Source organism: Kitasatospora sp. NPDC058170, assembly GCF_042883905.1.
Taxonomy (GTDB): Bacteria; Actinomycetota; Actinomycetes; order Streptomycetales; family Streptomycetaceae; genus Kitasatospora.
The window spans coordinates 34,787-51,117 of the sequence record NZ_JBHVUV010000033.1 but is presented as its reverse complement, the minus strand read 5'-3'; the positions used below and the strand labels follow the sequence as shown (position 1 = coordinate 51,117).

Genomic DNA, 16,331 nt, shown 5'->3' with positions numbered 1-16,331 from the left:
TAGGGGCGGTCTTCGGGCTCCCGCCTGCTCGGCGGTCCCTCGGGCGGACGGCGGGGGCCCGGGGCCGGGTCCTGGAGGGCTGCGGTGCGGATCGGGTGTGGATCGGGCCGGTCGAGGGCGCGGGGCCGGGAGCCTGCGGCGCGGGGGCCGGGGAGGGGGCGCGCGGCACCTTTCCGCACGACGTCGCTGGTGGGCGGGGGTGGCGCCGCCACGGGCGGGACGGCCGGGGTGGTCACCGTTCGTGTGTGCCCGCGTGCCGGGGGTGGCGGGTGGGCGGCCGCGGGGCCCGGCGGGCGGAGCGGTGCGGCGGAGGGTGTCGTTCGGCGTGGATACGATGGGTGCGCCGGGTGGGCTGATCCGTCCGGCCGTCTGCCGCGTCTTGGGCCGCAGGCGGGTACCAGGGAGATCGGAGCGGTCGGGAAGGCCATGCTCAACAAATACGCGCGTGCCTTCTTCACACGTGTCCTGACCCCGTTCGCCGCGTTCCTGATCCGGCTGGGTGTGAGCCCGGACGCCGTGACGCTGGTCGGTACGGCCGGTTCGGTGGCCGGTGCGCTGGTGTTCTTCCCGCGTGGGGAGTTCTTCTGGGGCACCATCACGATCACGCTGTTCATCTTCTCGGACCTGGTGGACGGGAACATGGCCCGGCAGCTGGGCCGGACCAGTCGGTGGGGCGCGTTCCTGGACTCCACGCTGGACCGGGTGGCCGATGCGGCGATCTTCGGCGGCCTGGCGATGTGGTACGCGGGCAAGGGTGACAACAACCTGCTGTGCGCCGTGGCGATCTTCTGCCTGGCGAGCGGCCTGGTGGTGTCGTACACCAAGGCCAGGGCGGAGAGCCAGGGCCTGCCGTGCGACGTGTCGGGGCTGGTGGAGCGGGCCGAGCGGCTGGTGATCAGCCTGGTCGCGGCCGGGGTCGCGGGCCTGGCCACGTTCGGCGTGCCGTACGTGGAGTGGCTGCTGCCGGTGGCCCTGTGGCTGGTGGCGGCGGGCAGCCTGGTGACGGTGTTCCAGCGGATGCTGACAGTGCGCCGCGAGGCGTTCGAGGCCGACCGGATGGCGGCCGGGAGCTGAAGGGGGGCGGGCCTTCGGTGAAGGACCGACTGGTGTACTCGGCGTACGCGCTGGGCTGGGCGGCGCTGAAGCATCTGCCGGAGCCGGTGGCGCGCGCCCTGTTCGAACGACTCGCGGACACCGCGTGGCGCCGCCGCGGGCCGCGGGTGTCGCAGCTGGAGAAGAACCTGCGGCGGGTGCGGCCCGACCTGGACGAGGCCGGGCTGCGGGAGCTTTCGCGGGCCGGGATGCGCTCGTACATGCGGTACTGGATGGAGTCCTTCCGGCTGCCGGTGTGGAGCCGGGAGCGGATCGCCCGGGACGTCCAGGTGGAGGGCTCCGAGCAGATGCGCGCGATGCTGGACTCGGGCCGCGGCGTGGTGGTGGCCCTGCCGCACATGGCGAACTGGGACCTGGCGGGCGCGTGGGTCGCGCTGGAGGGGTACCCGTTCACCACGGTCGCGGAGCGGCTGAAGCCGGAGCGCCTGTTCGACCGGTTCGTGGAGTTCCGGGAGAGCCTGGGCATGGAGGTGCTGCCGCTGACCGGCAGCGGCGTCTCGGTGGTCGGCACGATGGCCCGCCGGCTGCGGGCGGGCCGGCTGATCTGCCTGGTCGGCGACCGGGACCTCTCGGAGGCCGGCGTCGAGGTGTCGTTCTTCGGCGAGGCGACCAGGATGCCGGCCGGTCCGGCGGCCCTGGCCCAGCGGACGGGCGCGGCCCTGATGCCGGCCACGCTCTGGTACGACGGGCCGGTGCTGCGGGCGCGGATCAACCCGGAGATCCCGGTGCCCGCCGAGGGGGACCGCAAGGAGCAGACCCGGGTCATGGTGCAGGCGATGGCGGACATCTGGGAGCAGGGGATCCGCGAGCACCCCGAGGACTGGCACATGCTGCAGCGCTTCTGGCTGGCCGACCTGCCGGTCCGTGAGACGGTGGGAGAGCCCGCCGCGGAGCCGTCCGGTGCCGCGGAGCCGTCCGCCGAGCGGGCCGCCGAGCCCGCCGCCGAGGCCTCCGGGCCCTGAAGGATCATGAGGAAGCAGTGAAGATCGGCATCGTCTGCCCGTACGACTGGGACGTCCCCGGCGGCGTGCAGTTCCACATCCGGGACCTCGCCGAGCACCTGATCGGCCTCGGCCACGAGGTGTCGGTGCTGGCGCCCGCCGAGGACGACGAGGCGCTGCCGCCGTACGTGGTCTCGGCCGGGCGGGCGGTCGCGGTGCCGTACAACGGCTCGGTGGCGCGGCTGAGCTTCGGCATCCTGTCCGCGGCCCGGGTGCGGCGCTGGCTGCACGACGGCCGCTTCGACATCCTGCACGTCCACGAGCCGGCCTCGCCGAGCCTGTCGATGCTGGCGGCCTGGTCGGCGTCCGGGCCGATGGTCGGCACCTTCCACACCTCCAACCCGCGCTCGCGGGCGATGATCGCGGCCTCGCCGATCCTCCAGCCGGGCCTGGAGAAGATGCGGGCGCGGATCGCGGTGAGCGAGTACGCGCGGCGGACCCTGGTCGAGCACCTGGGCGGGGACGCGGTGGTGATCCCGAACGGCGTGGACGTCGGCTTCTTCGCGGAGGCCGAGCCGGACGCGCGCTGGACGGGCGGCGCGGCCGCGGGCGAGCCCGGCACGATCGGGTTCATCGGCCGGATCAACGAGCCGCGCAAGGGCCTGCCGACGCTGCTGGCCGCCCTGCCGGGCATCCTCGCCGAGCGGCCCGGGGTCCGGCTGCTGGTGGCCGGCAAGGGCGACGAGGAGGAGGCGGTCGCGGGCCTGGCGCCCGAGGTCCGCCGGCAGGTGGAGTTCCTCGGCATGGTCAGCGACCGGGACAAGGCCCGGCTGCTGCGCAGCGTCGACCTCTACGTGGCGCCGAACACCGGCGGCGAGAGCTTCGGGATCATCCTGGTCGAGGCGATGTCGGCGGGCGCGCCGGTACTGGCCAGCGACCTGGACGCGTTCAAGCAGGTGCTGGACGGCGGGGACGCGGGCGAGCTGTTCCCGGTGGAGGACGCGGACGCGCTGGCCCGTACGGCGCTGCGCCTGCTGGGGGATCCGGGCCGGCTGGACGAGCTGCGCAAGGCGGCGTCCCGGCACGTCCGGCGGTTCGACTGGTCGACGGTCGGCGCGGACATCCTGGCGGTGTACGAGACGGTCGCGTCGGGTGCGGCGGCCGTGGTCGAGGAGGACGAGCGCAGCGGGCGGCGCGGCCGGTTCGGGCTGGCCCGCGACTGAGGCGCGCCCGGCGCGGGCCGGACGATCCCCGGGGGAGGGAAGCAACCGCGGGCGCGGGTGGTTATGGTCTGCCGGACCGCAGTGATCACCGTGACCCGTGGAGGTATCCCCATGCCGCAGATCTCCGTCGACTACTCGCCCGGCCTGGAGGGCTCCTTCGACCGCCGGGCGCTGGGCCTGGCGATCAACCGGCTCGCCGTGAAGACCATCGACGCGCAGCCCGAGGCGTGCAAGACGCTGTTCCGCCGGACCGAGGACTTCGTCGTGGGCGAGAGCGCCGGCCCCGACGAGCAGGTGTACGTGGAGTTCCAGATCTTCCCGGGCCGCACCCCGGAGGCGAAGGCGGCGCTCGGCGAGGCCGTCCGGGCGCTGCTGGCCGAGCACGTCCGGCCGGTGCCGGGCGGGCGGCTGTTCACCGCGGTGAACATCTCCGACATCGACCGCGACAGCTACCGCAGCGCCACCGTCGAGGGCTGACCCCGCGGCACCCGGTAGCGTAGCGCCCCGTGACTACCTGGATCTGGGCCGGCGTGGCCGTGGTGCTGTTCGGCATGTACCTGAGTTGGACGGCCGGTCGGCTGGACCGGCTGCACGCCCGGATCGACGCCGCTCGCGCGGCGCTGGACGCGCAGCTGGTCCGCCGGGCGTCGGTGGCGATGGAGCTGGCGACCTCCTCGTTGCTGGACCCGGCGGCCTCGCTGCTGCTGCTGGACGCGGCGCACGCGGCACGGCAGGCGGAGGACGAGCACCGCGAGGTGGCGGAGAGTCAGCTGAGCCTGGCCCTGCGGGCGGTCCTCGCCGAGCCGGAGCAGGTCGCGGTGCTGGTCGCCGAGCCGGGTGGCGAGGAGGCCGTGAAGGACCTGACGGCGGCGGTCCGCCGGGTGCCGCTGGCCCGGCGGTTCCACAACGACGCGGTGCGGGCGGCCCGGGCGGTGCGCGAGCACCGGCTGGTGCGCTACTTCCGGCTGGCGGGCAAGGCGCCGTTCCCGATGGCCTTCGAGATGGACGACGCGCCCCCGCCGGCGCTGACCCCCGAGGGCGCTCCGGCGTAGGAGCGGCACGGTCGAACGGTGCGTCCGGATCCGGCCTGTTTGTCGTATCCCGTCGGCCGCGCTGGACTTGGTGGCGCATGGAGGGGCCGTTTCTTCCGCCTACCATAGGGCGATAGCACTGGTTCATCTTCGAGTGAGGTCTCACGTGTCCAGCACCCCCACCACCGCAGACCAGCCGCAGATCGGCACCGCCCGGGTGAAGCGCGGCATGGCCGAGCAGCTCAAGGGCGGTGTGATCATGGACGTGGTCAACGCCGAGCAGGCGAAGATCGCCGAGGACGCCGGCGCTGTGGCCGTCATGGCGCTCGAGCGGGTCCCGGCCGACATCCGCAAGGACGGCGGCGTGGCCCGGATGTCCGACCCGAACATGATCGAGGAGATCATCGCCGCGGTCTCCATCCCGGTCATGGCGAAGTCCCGGATCGGCCACTTCGTCGAGGCCCAGGTCCTGCAGTCGCTCGGTGTCGACTACATCGACGAGTCCGAGGTGCTGACCCCGGCCGACGAGGTCAACCACTCCGACAAGTGGGCCTTCACGACCCCCTTCGTCTGTGGTGCCACCAACCTGGGCGAGGCCCTGCGCCGCATCGCCGAGGGCGCGGCCATGATCCGCTCCAAGGGCGAGGCCGGCACCGGCAACGTCGTCGAGGCCGTCCGCCACCTGCGCCAGATCAAGAACGAGATCGCCAAGCTGCGCGGCTTCGACAACAACGAGCTGTACGCCGCCGCCAAGGAGCTGCGCGCCCCGTACGAGCTCGTCAAGGAGGTCGCCGAGCTCGGCAAGCTGCCGGTCGTGCTGTTCTCCGCCGGTGGCGTGGCCACCCCGGCCGACGCCGCGCTGATGCGCCAGCTGGGCGCCGAGGGCGTCTTCGTCGGCTCCGGCATCTTCAAGTCGGGCGACCCGGCCAAGCGTGCCGCCGCGATCGTCAAGGCCACCACCTTCTTCGACGACCCGAAGATCATCGCGGACGCCTCCCGCAACCTGGGCGAGGCCATGGTCGGCATCAACTGCGACACCCTGCCCGAGACCGAGCGCTACGCCAACCGCGGCTGGTAACCAGCCCGCGACCAGCGTCGGCCCGCCGCAGCGCCTCGGCGCGCGGCGGGCCGCGCCACGTACACACGAAGTAACGATCGAAGAGGTTTGAGACCGTGAGCACTCCAGTCATCGGCGTCCTCGCCCTGCAGGGCGACGTCCGCGAGCACCTGGTCGCGCTGGCCGAGGCCGACGCGCTGGCCCGCCCGGTGCGCCGTGCCGAGGAGCTGGCCGAGGTCGACGCGCTGGTGATCCCCGGCGGGGAGTCCACCACCATGTCCAAGCTGGCGCTGCTGTTCGGCGTGATGGACCCGGTGCGCGAGCGCGTCGCCGCCGGCATGCCGGTCTACGGGACCTGCGCGGGCATGATCATGCTGGCCGACAAGATCCTGGACGGCCGCGAGGACCAGGAGACCGTCGGCGGGATCGACATGACCGTGCGGCGCAACGCCTTCGGGCGCCAGAACGAGTCCTTCGAGTCCGGCGTCGCCTTCCAGGGTCTGGACGGAGGCCCGGTGCACGGCGTGTTCATCCGCGCCCCCTGGGTCGAGGCCGTCGGTGCCGGTGTCCAGGTGCTGGCCGAGCTGCCGGCCGCCGACGGACCGGAGAGCCGGATCGTCGCCGTGCGCCAGGGCAACCTGCTCGCGACGTCGTTCCACCCCGAGCTGACCGGTGACCACCGGGTGCACGGCTACTTCGTCGCCATGGTCGAGGAGCACCTCGCCGCCGCACGCTGACCGTGTGCGGTCCACCGGTGACGACACCGGTAAGATCTCATCTGTTCATTTCCCTTTGGCGACGTAAAGGAGCTGGCGATGTCCGGCCACTCTAAGTGGGCTACGACCAAGCACAAGAAGGCCGTGATCGACGCCAAGCGCGGCAAGCTCTTCGCCAAGATGATCAAGAACATCGAGGTGGCGGCGCGCACCGGTGGTCCCGACCCGGCGGGCAACCCGACCCTGTACGACGCCATCCAGAAGGCGAAGAAGAGCTCCGTCCCGATCGACAACATCAACCGCGCCGTCAAGCGCGGTGGCGGTCTGGAGGCCGGCGGCGCCGACTACCAGACCATCATGTACGAGGGCTACGGCCCGAACGGTGTGGCCGTCCTCATCGAGTGCCTCACCGACAACCGCAACCGCGCGGCCTCCGACGTGCGCGTCGCGATGACCCGCAACGGCGGCTCGATGGCCGACCCGGGCTCGGTGTCCTACCTCTTCACCCGCAAGGGTGTCGTGATCGTCCCCAAGTCGGACGGCGTGGACGAGGACAAGCTGTTCGAGGTCGTCCTCGACCAGGAGCCCGAGGAGATCAACGACCTCGGCGAGTCCTTCGAGATCGTCTCCGAGGCCTCCAGGATGGTCGCCGTCCGGACCGCGCTGGTCGACGCCGGCGTCGACTACGACTCGGCCGAGGCCAACTTCCTGCCGAGCATGCAGGTCGAGCTGGACGTCGACGGCGCCCGCAAGATCCTGAAGCTGATCGACGCCCTGGAGGACAGCGACGACGTGCAGAACGTCTTCGCCAACTTCGACATCAGCGACGAGGTCGGTGCGCAGCTCGACTCCGAGTGATCGTTCCCACCTCCCGGCCCGGTGGTCCCAGGACCACCGGGCCGGTGTCGTTCGAGCCGTTGTCCGACCCGGGCGGTAGCCTTCGCAGGTCGCCGCGCCCCGGGGCCGGCGGCGGGGTTACCGAGAGGCGGGGCTGACGTGCGGGTACTGGGTGTGGACCCGGGGCTGACCAGGTGCGGGATCGGGGTGGTCGACGGTGCGCCCGGACGGCCCCTGAAGATGGTCGGGGTCGGCGTGGTGCGCACGCCCGCCGAGGCGGAGATCGGGCCGCGGCTGCTGCTGGTCGAGCAGGGCATCGAGAGCTGGCTCGACGAGCACCGGCCGGACCTGGTGGCGGTCGAGCGGGTCTTCGCCCAGCACAACGTCCGCACCGTGATGGGCACCGCGCAGGCCAGCGCCGTCGCGATGCTCTGCGCCACCCGGCGGGGCATCCCCGTCACCCTGCACACCCCCAGCGAGGTCAAGGCGGCCGTCACCGGCTCCGGCCGGGCCGACAAGGCCCAGGTCACCGCCATGGTGCAGCGGCTGCTGCGGCTGGACGCCCCGCCCAAGCCCGCCGACGCCGCGGACGCGCTGGCGCTGGCCATCTGCCACATCTGGCGCGGCGGCGCCACCGACCGGATCGCCGCCGCCGTCGCCAAGGCGGCGCCCGCCAAGGCCGCACCGGCCCGGCCGTCCGCCTACCGAGCCTCCCGAGGAGCCGCACGATGATCGCCTTCGTCCAGGGCCCGGTGGCCGCCATCTCCGGCGGCACCGTCGTCGTCGAGGTCGGCGGCGTCGGGATGGCCGTCCAGTGCACCCCCGCCACCGCGGCCGGGCTGCGACCGGGCGAGCCCACCCGGCTGGCCACCTCCCTGGTGGTCCGGGAGGACTCGCTCACCCTCTACGGCTTCGCGGACGACGACGAGCGCGCCGTCTTCGAGATCCTGCAGGCGGCGCCCGGCGTCGGTCCGCGCCTGGCGCAGGCCATGCTCGGGGTGCACAGCCCGGACGAGCTGCGCGCCGCCGTCGCCGCCGGGAACGAGAAGGCCCTGATCGCCGTCCCCGGGATCGGCAAGGCCAAGGCCGCCAAGCTGCTGCTGGAGTACAAGGACAAGCTGGGCGCCCCGCACGGCAGCGTCCCCGCCCAGAAGCCGATCGCCGCCGGGCCCGCGCCGTGGAGCGAGCAGCTGCACTCCGCGCTGGTCGGCCTCGGCTACGCCCCGCGGGAGGCCGACGAGGCGGTCGCGGCCGTCACCCCCGAGGCCGAGGCGCAGTCCAGGACGGATGTCGGCGCGCTGCTCAGGGCCGCCCTGCGCACCCTGAACCGCGCCCGCTGACCTCTTTGCCGATCTGACCACCTGTCCCCTTGTCGACATTGGAGCCCGCACCGATGAGCCCGTACGACTCCGACCCGGCCGACCGGCTGGTCACGGCCGCCGCCGACGGCGAGGACCAGGCGGTCGAGGCGGCGCTGCGGCCCAAGCTGCTGGACGAGTTCATCGGCCAGGAGCGGGTGCGCGAGCAGCTGTCCCTGGTGCTCCAGGCCGCCCGCCAGCGCGGCAGCGCCCCCGACCACGTGCTGCTCAGCGGCCCGCCCGGGCTCGGCAAGACCACCCTGTCGATGATCATCGCGGCCGAGCTGGGCGCCCCGATCCGGATCACCTCCGGTCCGGCCATCCAGCACGCGGGGGACCTGGCGGCGATCCTCTCCTCGCTCACCGAGGGCGAGGTGCTCTTCCTGGACGAGATCCACCGGATGTCCCGGCCGGCGGAGGAGATGCTCTACATGGCGATGGAGGACTTCCGGGTCGACGTGATCGTCGGCAAGGGGCCGGGCGCCACCGCCATCCCGCTGGAGCTGCCGCCCTTCACGCTGGTCGGCGCGACCACCCGGGCCGGTCTGCTGCCGCCGCCGCTGCGCGACCGCTTCGGCTTCACCGGGCACATGGAGTTCTACGCCCCCGCCGAGCTGGAGAAGGTGGTGCACCGCTCGGCCGCCCTGCTGGACGTCGAGATCGACCCGGCCGGCGCCGCCGAGATCGCCGGCCGCTCCCGGGGCACCCCCCGCATCGCCAACCGGCTGCTGCGCCGGGTGCGCGACTACGCCCAGGTCCGGCACGACGGCGTGGTCACCCCGGGGATCGCCGCCCAGGCGCTGGAGGTCTACGAGGTCGACGCCCGCGGGCTGGACCGGCTCGACCGCGCGGTGCTGGACGCACTGCTGCGGCTGTTCGGCGGCGGCCCGGTCGGGCTGTCGACGCTCGCGGTCGCGGTGGGGGAGGAGGCCGAGACGGTCGAGGAGGTCGCCGAGCCCTTCCTGGTCCGCGAGGGCCTGCTCGCCCGTACCCCGCGCGGGCGGATCGCCACCGCCGCCGCCTGGCAGCACCTCGGTCTCACCCCGCCGGTCCAGACCATCCGCGGCGCGGTGCCGGCCCAGTCGGAACTCTTCCCGGCGGACGGGAGCTGAACGGGTGATGCCGGCCCGGTGCGGGCCGGGAGGAGCTCCGCGGGCGGAAGTCGGGGAAGAAGTCCGGGGAAACTGTGCAGGCCGAGGCTCGCCACTTTCGGCGGCAGGATGCGATGCTTGGCGTTGTCCGATCAGTTCGGGGTCGCCTAGACTCCGCCGGACCGCCCCTCTCACCTGACGGGCCGACCAATACCACACAGGCCGCCGGCCGGCGGCCCGTAAAGGACCCTGGCTGCAGTGAACCTCATCATCCTTCTCCTCCCGATCATCGCGATCGTGCTCATGTTCCGGTCGCAGAAGAAGCGCCAGCAGCAGCAGCAGAGCATGCAGACCGCGCTGGAGCCCGGGGCCGGAGTGCGCACCATCGGCGGCCTGTACGCCCAGGTGAAGGCGGTCAACGAGGAGACCGTCGAGCTGGAGATCGCGCCCGGCGTGATCACCCACTTCACCAAGAGTGCCGTCGCGGCCGTGCTGGACCCGCAGGAGTACGACGCGATCATCAACGGTCGCCCCGCCGAGGACGAGCTCCCCGAGGTCGATGCCGAGGACGCCGAGGCCGAGCAGGCCGAGGACAAGCCGCTGACGCTCACCAAGGACAGCGCCGAGAAGGGCGATGCCGAGGGCGGGGCTCCCGCGAGCAAGTAGTACGGTCGGGCACCAGCCCGGCCGCGCGGCGCAGTGCCGCGAGCCCACAGGACCTCAGGGCCGCGCTCCCGCCATGCCCCCGTCCCGCCACGAGCCGGACGGGGGTCCGGTTGGGGAGGTGGCATGGACAGGGAGAAACGAGCAAGGTGGCAACACCCAAGTCGCGCCCGCGCGACGGCTACCCAGGGCGGGCGCTGGCCCTCATCCTGGTCGTCACCGTCGGACTGGTCGCCCTCATGTTCGGGACGGGCCACACCAAGCCCCGCCTCGGGATCGACCTCGCCGGCGGCACCAGCATCACGCTGACCGCGAAGTCGACCGACCCCAAGGCGATCAACAAGTCCAACATGGACATCGCCACCGGGATCATCGAGCAGCGCGTCAACGGGATGGGTGTCTCCGAGGCGGAGGTCCAGACCCAGGGCGACAAGAACATCATCGTCAACATCCCCAAGGGTGGCGACAAGCAGACGGCGGCCGACCAGGTCGGTACCACCGCCCAGCTGTTCTTCCGCCCGGTCCTCGCCCTCGCCCCGAGCGGCATCCAGGTCCCGGCCCCGAGCGCCACCCCGACGGCGAGCGGCAGCGCCGCCCCGGGTGCGGCCCCCTCGGCCGGCGCCTCGGCCTCGGCGGGCACCACCGCCGCCGCGCCGAGCGCCAGCGCCAGCGCCACCAAGCAGGGCCGCGCGGTCGGCGAGGCGCTCGCCGCCGACGCCACCCCGACCGCGGCCGCCACGGGCAGCACCGCTCCGAGCGCGGCCGCCTCCGGCGCGCCGAGCACCGCTCCCAGCACCGCGCCCAGCGCCCCGGCCAACCCGGACCTGACCGCCGCGATGACCTCGGGCACCGTGCCGCCGGAGCTGGCGGCCGAGTTCGCCCGCATCGACTGCTCCCAGCAGGACCAGCGCAAGAACTACCAGACGGCCGAGGACAAGCCGGCCGTCGCCTGCACCCAGAAGGACGAGCGCGGGATCTACTACAAGATCGCCCTCGGTCCGGTCGCCGTCTACGGCAAGGACGTCTCCAAGGCGCAGGCCACCATCGACACCCAGCAGGGCGGCGGCTGGCAGGTCCAGCTGCAGTTCAACGGCAAGGGCACCGACGCGTTCACCGCGGTCACCGGCCAGCTGGCCGCGCAGCCCGACCCGACCAACCAGTTCGCCATCGTGCTGGACGGCCAGGTCGTCTCCCACCCGTACGTGCGCGGCGCCATCCCCGGCGGCTCGGCCGTGATCTCCGGCAGCTTCAGCCAGACCGAGGCGCAGAACCTCGCGAACGTGCTGAGCTTCGGCGCGCTGCCGCTGGAGTTCACCACCAGCGACGTCACCACCGTCTCGCCGCAGCTCGGCGGCGACCAGCTGAAGGCGGGCCTGATCGCCGGCCTGATCGGCATGCTGCTGGTGGTCCTCTACTCGCTGGTCTACTACCGGGGCCTGGGCCTGGTCTCGATCGCGGGTCTGATCGTCTCGGCGGTCCTCACCTACTCGATCATGAGCCTGCTCGGCGCGGGCATCGGCTTCGCGCTGAACCTGCCGGCCATCTGCGGCGCGATCGTCGCGATCGGTATCACCGCGGACTCCTTCATCGTGTACTTCGAGCGCATCCGCGACGAGGTCCGCGACGGCGCCCCTCTGCGCCCGGCCGTCCAGCGCGCCTGGCCGCGCGCCCGGCGCACCATCCTGGTGTCGGACTTCGTGTCCTTCCTCTGTGCCGCGGTGCTCTACCTCGTCTCGGTCGGCAAGGTGCAGGGCTTCGCGTTCACGCTGGGCCTGACCACCGCGCTCGACGTCGTGGTGATCTTCCTCTTCACCAAGCCGCTGATCACCCTGCTGGCCCGGAAGAAGTTCTTCTCCGAAGGCCACCCGTGGTCCGGTCTGGACCCGAAGCGTCTGGGCGCCCGCCCGCCGCTGCGCAGTACCCGTCGCCGTAGCCCGTCCGCTTCCGCCGTGAAGGAGGCCTGACACCGTGTCACGCTTCTCCAATCTGGGCCACCGGCTCTACCAGGGCGAGGTCAGCTTCGACTTCGTCGGGCGCCGCAAGCTCTGGTACAGCATCTCCGGTGTGATCGTGCTGGTCGCGGCGATCGGTCTGGCCATGGGCCTGAAACTCGGCATCGAGTTCAAGGGCGGCTCGGTCTACACGGTCGCCAAGCCGGGGCTGTCGATCTCGCAGGCGCAGGACGCGGTGGACAAGATCGTCCACTCGCACCCCCTGGTGCAGTCGGTGGACGGCGGCGAGAAGATCCGCATCCAGATCAGCTCCGAGGAGCAGGTCTCCTCGTCGGTCTTCACGGACAAGCTGTCCAAGGAGATCGGCGTCCCCGTCGCCGAGATCGACACCCAGGTGATCGGTCCCAGCTGGGGTGAGCAGATCTCCCACAAGGCGCTCACCGGCCTGATCATCTTCATGATCCTGGTGACGATCTACCTGGCGATCGCCTTCGAGTGGCGGATGGCGGTGGCCGCCCTGGTCGCCCTCATCCACGACCTCCTGATCACCATCGGCGTGTACGCCCTGGTGGGCTTCGAGGTCACCCCCGGTACGGTGATCGGCTTCCTGACGATCCTCGGGTACTCGCTCTACGACACGGTGGTCGTCTTCGACACCGTGAAGGAGAACACCAAGGGGCTCACCAAGCAGAACAAGATCACCTACAGCGAGGCCGCCAACGCGGGTCTCAACCAGACCCTGGTGCGCTCGCTGAACACCACGGTGGTCGCCCTGCTCCCGGTGGCGGCGCTGCTGTTCATCGGTGGCGGCATCCTGGGTGCCGGCACCCTGAACGACATCTCGCTCGCGCTGTTCATCGGCCTCGCCGCCGGTGCCTACTCCTCGATCTGCGTCGCCACCCCGCTGCTGGCGCAGCTCAAGGAGGAGCAGCCGGAGATGAAGGCACTGGCCAAGCGGGTCGCGCAGCGCCGTGCGGCGGACGCCAAGGCGGCCGCCGAGGGCGGCTCGGGCGAGACGCCGCAGGGCGAGGAGTTCGCCGACGAGGACCTGCCCGCGGGTATGGTCGGTCAGCGTGGCCGTGCGGCCGGCACCTCGCGTGCCAAGGGCCGTCCGTCCAACAAGCGCTGACCGCCCGACCGTAGAGGACCCCTTGTGACCACCGCCGACACCGCACTGGCCGAGCTGCTGAACAGCCGCATCCGGGACGTCCCGGACTACCCGAAGCAGGGTGTGCTGTTCAAGGACATCGCGCCGCTGCTGGCCGATGCCGAGGCCTTCACGGCCCTCGTCCAGGCGCTGGCGGACCGGGCGCGGGCCCTGGGCGCGACCAAGGTGGTGGGCCTGGAGGCGCGCGGCTTCGTGCTGGCGGCCCCGGCGGCCTTCGCGGCCGGGCTCGGCTTCGTGCCGATCCGCAAGCCGGGCAAGCTGCCCGGCGAGGTGTTCCGGCGCTCGTACGAGCTGGAGTACGGCTCGGCGACGCTGGAGGTGCAGTGCGATGCCTTCGCGCCGGGTGAGCGGGTGCTGGTGGTGGACGACGTCCTGGCGACCGGCGGCACGATCGGTGCCTCGCTGGACCTGGTGAAGGAGGCCGGCGCCGAGCTGGCGGGCGTCGTGGTCCTGATGGAGCTGGGCTTCCTGGACGGCCGCGCGCGGCTGGCCGGGCACCTGGGCGACGCTCCGCTGGAGACGCTGGTCACGGTCTGAGCACCGGACGGAGGGCGGCGGTCGGATCATCCGACCGCCGCCCTCCGCGTGTCCGGACCCGGGCGGCTGAACACCGGAGCGCCCGGCTCGGTACCATGAAGATTCATCCCCTCCCGGTTGTGCGACCGGTGCCAGGGGCAGGCCCGGTGCCCCGAGGAGTGTCCTTGCCCGACGAGGTTGTGCCCACGGCCGCAGCGGCCGCCCCCGAAGACCGTCCCACGCCCTCGGGGGCCACCCCGGCACGCCCGGCGCCGACCTCCTCGCGTCCGGTGGCTCCGGCCACCCGGCCCTCCTCCTCCGGAGGCATGCGCGCCCGCCTGGCCCGCCTCGGCGGTCAGCGCTCCAGCGTGCTCAACCCCGTCCTGGAGCCGCTCTTCCGCTCCATCCGGGCCAACGACCCCAAGGCCGACCCGGTCCTGCTGCGGGAGATCGAGAAGGCCTACGCGGTCGCCGAGAAGTGGCACCGCGGCCAGAAGCGCAAGAGCGGCGACCCCTACATCACCCACCCGCTGGCGGTCGCGACCATCCTGGCGGAGCTGGGCATGGACGCCGCGACGCTGATGGCGGGGCTGCTGCACGACACCGTCGAGGACACCGACTACGGCCTGGAGACCCTGCGCAAGGACTTCGGCGACTCGGTGGCCCTGCTGGTCGACGGCGTCACCAAGCTGGACCGGGTCAAGTTCGGCGAGGCCGCGCAGGCCGAGACCGTCCGCAAGATGGTCGTCGCGATGGCCAAGGACCCGCGCGTCCTGGTGATCAAGCTGGCCGACCGCCTGCACAACATGCGCACCATGCGCTACCTCAAGCGGGAGAAGCAGGAGAAGAAGGCCCGCGAGACGCTGGAGATCTACGCCCCGCTGGCCCACCGGCTGGGGATGAACACCATCAAGTGGGAGCTGGAGGACCTCGCCTTCGCGATCCTCTACCCCAAGATGTACGACGAGATCGTCCGCCTGGTCGCCGAGCGCGCGCCGAAGCGGGACGAGTACCTGGCGACCGTCATCGACCAGGTCCAGGGCGACCTGCGCGGCGCCCGGATCACCGCCTCCGTCACCGGCCGGCCGAAGCACTACTACTCGGTCTACCAGAAGATGATCGTCCGGGGCCGGGACTTCGCCGAGATCTACGACCTGGTGGGCATCCGGGTCCTGGTCGACACCGTCCGCGACTGCTACGCGGCGCTGGGCACCATCCACGCGCGGTGGAACCCGGTGCCGGGGCGGTTCAAGGACTACATCGCGATGCCCAAGTTCAACATGTACCAGTCGCTGCACACCACGGTGATCGGTCCGGGCGGCAAGCCCGTCGAGCTGCAGATCCGCACCTTCGACATGCACCGCCGGGCCGAGTACGGCATCGCCGCGCACTGGAAGTACAAGCAGCGCGCGGTGGCCGGCGCCTCCAAGGTGCGCACCGACACCCCGACCCAGACCCGCAAGGACGACAAGGCCGGCGCCGTCAACGAGATGGCCTGGCTGCGGCAGCTGCTGGACTGGCAGAAGGAGACCGAGGACCCGAGCGAGTTCCTGGAGTCGCTGCGCTTCGACCTCTCCAACAACGAGGTCTTCGTCTTCACCCCCAAGGGCGACGTCATAGCGCTGCCGGCCGGCGCCACCCCGGTGGACTTCGCCTTCGCCGTCCACACCGAGGTCGGCTACCGCTGCATAGGGGCCCGGGTGAACGGGCGGCTGGTGCCGCTGGAGTCGACCCTGGAGAACGGCGACAGCGTCGAGGTCTTCACCTCCAAGGCGGAGAACGCCGGACCCTCCCGGGACTGGCTGGGCTTCGTCAAGTCGCCGCGCGCCCGCAACAAGATCCGCGCCTGGTTCTCCAAGGAGCGCCGCGAGGAGGCGATCGAGCACGGCAAGGAGGCCATCGCCCGCGCGATGCGCAAGCAGGGCCTGCCGATCCAGCGGATCCTGACCGGTGACTCGCTGGTCACCCTGGCCCACGAGATGCGCTACCCGGACATCTCCTCGCTGTACGCGGCGATCGGCGAGGGCCACGTCGCCGCGCAGAACATCGTGCAGAAGCTGGTGCAGGCGCTCGGCGGCGAGGAGGGGGCCACCGAGGACCTCGCGGAGACCGCCACCCCGACGCACGACACCCGCCGGGCGGTCCGCCGCCGGGCCAAGGGCGACCCGGGTGTCATCGTCAAGGGCGTCGAGGACGTCTGGGTCAAGCTCTCCCGCTGCTGCACCCCGGTGCCGGGCGACCCGATCGTCGGCTTCGTCACCCGCGGCAACGGCGTCTCGGTGCACCGCGCCGACTGCGTCAACGTCGAGGCGCTCAGCCAGCAGCCGGAGCGGATGATCGAGGTCGAGTGGGCGGCCACCCAGTCCTCCGTGTTCCTGGTGGCCATCCAGGTCGAGGCGCTGGACCGCTCGCGGCTGCTCTCGGACGTCACCCGGGTGCTCTCCGACCAGCACGTCAACATCCTGTCGGCGGCGGTGCAGACCTCCCGCGACCGGGTCGCGATGAGCCGCTTCACCTTCGAGATGGGCGACCCGAAGCACCTCGGCCACGTCCTGAAGGCCGTCCGCGGCGTCGAGGGCGTGTACGACGTCTACCGGGTCACCTCGGCCCGCAAGTAGCGGTACCGGCACGACGAAGGGCCCCACCGCCTCGGCGGTGGGGCCCT

The 16,331-nt window shown here is 72.0% G+C and carries 16 protein-coding genes; all 16 read left to right on the top strand.

Features of this window, described 5'->3' with window-relative positions:
• Positions 1-426: 426 nt before the first annotated feature.
• Positions 427-1,074, top strand: a complete 648-nt coding sequence (gene pgsA / locus ACFVVX_RS30920) for a phosphatidylinositol phosphate synthase (RefSeq protein WP_387950418.1) — start codon at positions 427-429, stop codon at positions 1,072-1,074.
• Between the two features lie 17 nt (positions 1,075-1,091).
• Positions 1,092-2,075 (top strand): phosphatidylinositol mannoside acyltransferase, encoded by a 984-nt coding sequence (locus ACFVVX_RS30915; RefSeq protein WP_387950416.1) that lies wholly within the window; start codon positions 1,092-1,094, stop codon positions 2,073-2,075.
• 17 nt (positions 2,076-2,092) lie between these two features.
• Complete coding sequence (locus ACFVVX_RS30910) at positions 2,093-3,277, top strand: glycosyltransferase family 4 protein (RefSeq protein ID WP_387950414.1); 1,185 nt, start codon at positions 2,093-2,095, stop codon at positions 3,275-3,277.
• A gap of 111 nt (positions 3,278-3,388) precedes the next feature.
• Complete coding sequence (locus tag ACFVVX_RS30905; RefSeq protein WP_387950413.1) at positions 3,389-3,754, top strand: 5-carboxymethyl-2-hydroxymuconate Delta-isomerase; 366 nt, start codon at positions 3,389-3,391, stop codon at positions 3,752-3,754.
• Positions 3,755-3,828: 74 nt separating this feature from the next.
• Positions 3,829-4,329, top strand: coding sequence for a hypothetical protein (locus tag ACFVVX_RS30900; RefSeq protein WP_387950488.1), 501 nt, complete (start codon positions 3,829-3,831; stop codon positions 4,327-4,329).
• A gap of 145 nt (positions 4,330-4,474) precedes the next feature.
• Positions 4,475-5,386 carry a pyridoxal 5'-phosphate synthase lyase subunit PdxS gene (gene pdxS, locus ACFVVX_RS30895; RefSeq protein ID WP_387950412.1) on the top strand — a complete coding sequence of 304 codons (912 nt, stop codon included), beginning with the start codon at positions 4,475-4,477 and terminating at the stop codon, positions 5,384-5,386.
• Between the two features lie 95 nt (positions 5,387-5,481).
• Positions 5,482-6,102: a pyridoxal 5'-phosphate synthase glutaminase subunit PdxT gene (pdxT, locus tag ACFVVX_RS30890; RefSeq protein WP_387950410.1), complete on the top strand. Its 621-nt coding sequence runs from the start codon at positions 5,482-5,484 to the stop codon at positions 6,100-6,102.
• Positions 6,103-6,180: 78 nt separating this feature from the next.
• A complete protein-coding gene (locus ACFVVX_RS30885) occupies positions 6,181-6,939 on the top strand; it encodes a YebC/PmpR family DNA-binding transcriptional regulator (RefSeq protein WP_387950408.1) in 759 nt (252 codons plus the stop codon).
• A 138-nt stretch (positions 6,940-7,077) separates the two neighbouring features.
• On the top strand, positions 7,078-7,650 hold the full coding sequence (ruvC, locus tag ACFVVX_RS30880) for a crossover junction endodeoxyribonuclease RuvC (RefSeq protein ID WP_387950406.1): 573 nt from the start codon (positions 7,078-7,080) through the stop codon (positions 7,648-7,650).
• Entirely contained in the window at positions 7,647-8,258 is a 612-nt protein-coding gene (gene ruvA / locus ACFVVX_RS30875; RefSeq protein ID WP_387950404.1) for a Holliday junction branch migration protein RuvA, read from the top strand. The genes ruvC and ruvA overlap by 4 nt, the downstream gene beginning before the upstream one ends.
• Before the next feature lie 53 nt (positions 8,259-8,311).
• Positions 8,312-9,388, top strand: a complete 1,077-nt coding sequence (gene ruvB, locus ACFVVX_RS30870; RefSeq protein WP_387950402.1) for a Holliday junction branch migration DNA helicase RuvB — start codon at positions 8,312-8,314, stop codon at positions 9,386-9,388.
• Positions 9,389-9,625: 237 nt separating this feature from the next.
• Complete coding sequence (gene yajC / locus ACFVVX_RS30865; protein ID WP_387950401.1) at positions 9,626-10,033, top strand: preprotein translocase subunit YajC; 408 nt, start codon at positions 9,626-9,628, stop codon at positions 10,031-10,033.
• Between the two features lie 146 nt (positions 10,034-10,179).
• Positions 10,180-11,994, top strand: a complete 1,815-nt coding sequence (gene secD / locus ACFVVX_RS30860; RefSeq protein ID WP_387950399.1) for a protein translocase subunit SecD — start codon at positions 10,180-10,182, stop codon at positions 11,992-11,994.
• Positions 11,995-11,998: 4 nt separating this feature from the next.
• Entirely contained in the window at positions 11,999-13,111 is a 1,113-nt protein-coding gene (gene secF, locus ACFVVX_RS30855) for a protein translocase subunit SecF (RefSeq protein WP_387950397.1), read from the top strand.
• 24 nt (positions 13,112-13,135) lie between these two features.
• On the top strand, positions 13,136-13,687 hold the full coding sequence (locus ACFVVX_RS30850) for an adenine phosphoribosyltransferase (protein ID WP_387950396.1): 552 nt from the start codon (positions 13,136-13,138) through the stop codon (positions 13,685-13,687).
• Positions 13,688-13,782: 95 nt separating this feature from the next.
• Positions 13,783-16,284 carry a RelA/SpoT family protein gene (locus tag ACFVVX_RS30845; RefSeq protein ID WP_387950394.1) on the top strand — a complete coding sequence of 834 codons (2,502 nt, stop codon included), beginning with the start codon at positions 13,783-13,785 and terminating at the stop codon, positions 16,282-16,284.
• The last annotated feature ends 47 nt before the right edge of the window (positions 16,285-16,331 follow it).

What these genes read in the sequence shown, in the direction of transcription:
- pgsA (WP_387950418.1), top strand. Translation starts at nt 427, where the DNA reads ATGCTCAACAAATACGCGCGTGCCTTCTTCACACGTGTCCTGACCCCG.
- ACFVVX_RS30905 (WP_387950413.1), top strand. Translation starts at nt 3,389, where the DNA reads ATGCCGCAGATCTCCGTCGACTACTCGCCCGGCCTGGAGGGCTCCTTC.
- ACFVVX_RS30900 (WP_387950488.1), top strand. Translation starts at nt 3,829, where the DNA reads ATGTACCTGAGTTGGACGGCCGGTCGGCTGGACCGGCTGCACGCCCGG.
- ACFVVX_RS30885 (WP_387950408.1), top strand. Translation starts at nt 6,181, where the DNA reads ATGTCCGGCCACTCTAAGTGGGCTACGACCAAGCACAAGAAGGCCGTG.
- ruvA (WP_387950404.1), top strand. Translation starts at nt 7,647, where the DNA reads ATGATCGCCTTCGTCCAGGGCCCGGTGGCCGCCATCTCCGGCGGCACC.
- ruvB (WP_387950402.1), top strand. Translation starts at nt 8,312, where the DNA reads ATGAGCCCGTACGACTCCGACCCGGCCGACCGGCTGGTCACGGCCGCC.
- ACFVVX_RS30845 (WP_387950394.1), top strand. Translation starts at nt 13,783, where the DNA reads ATGAAGATTCATCCCCTCCCGGTTGTGCGACCGGTGCCAGGGGCAGGC.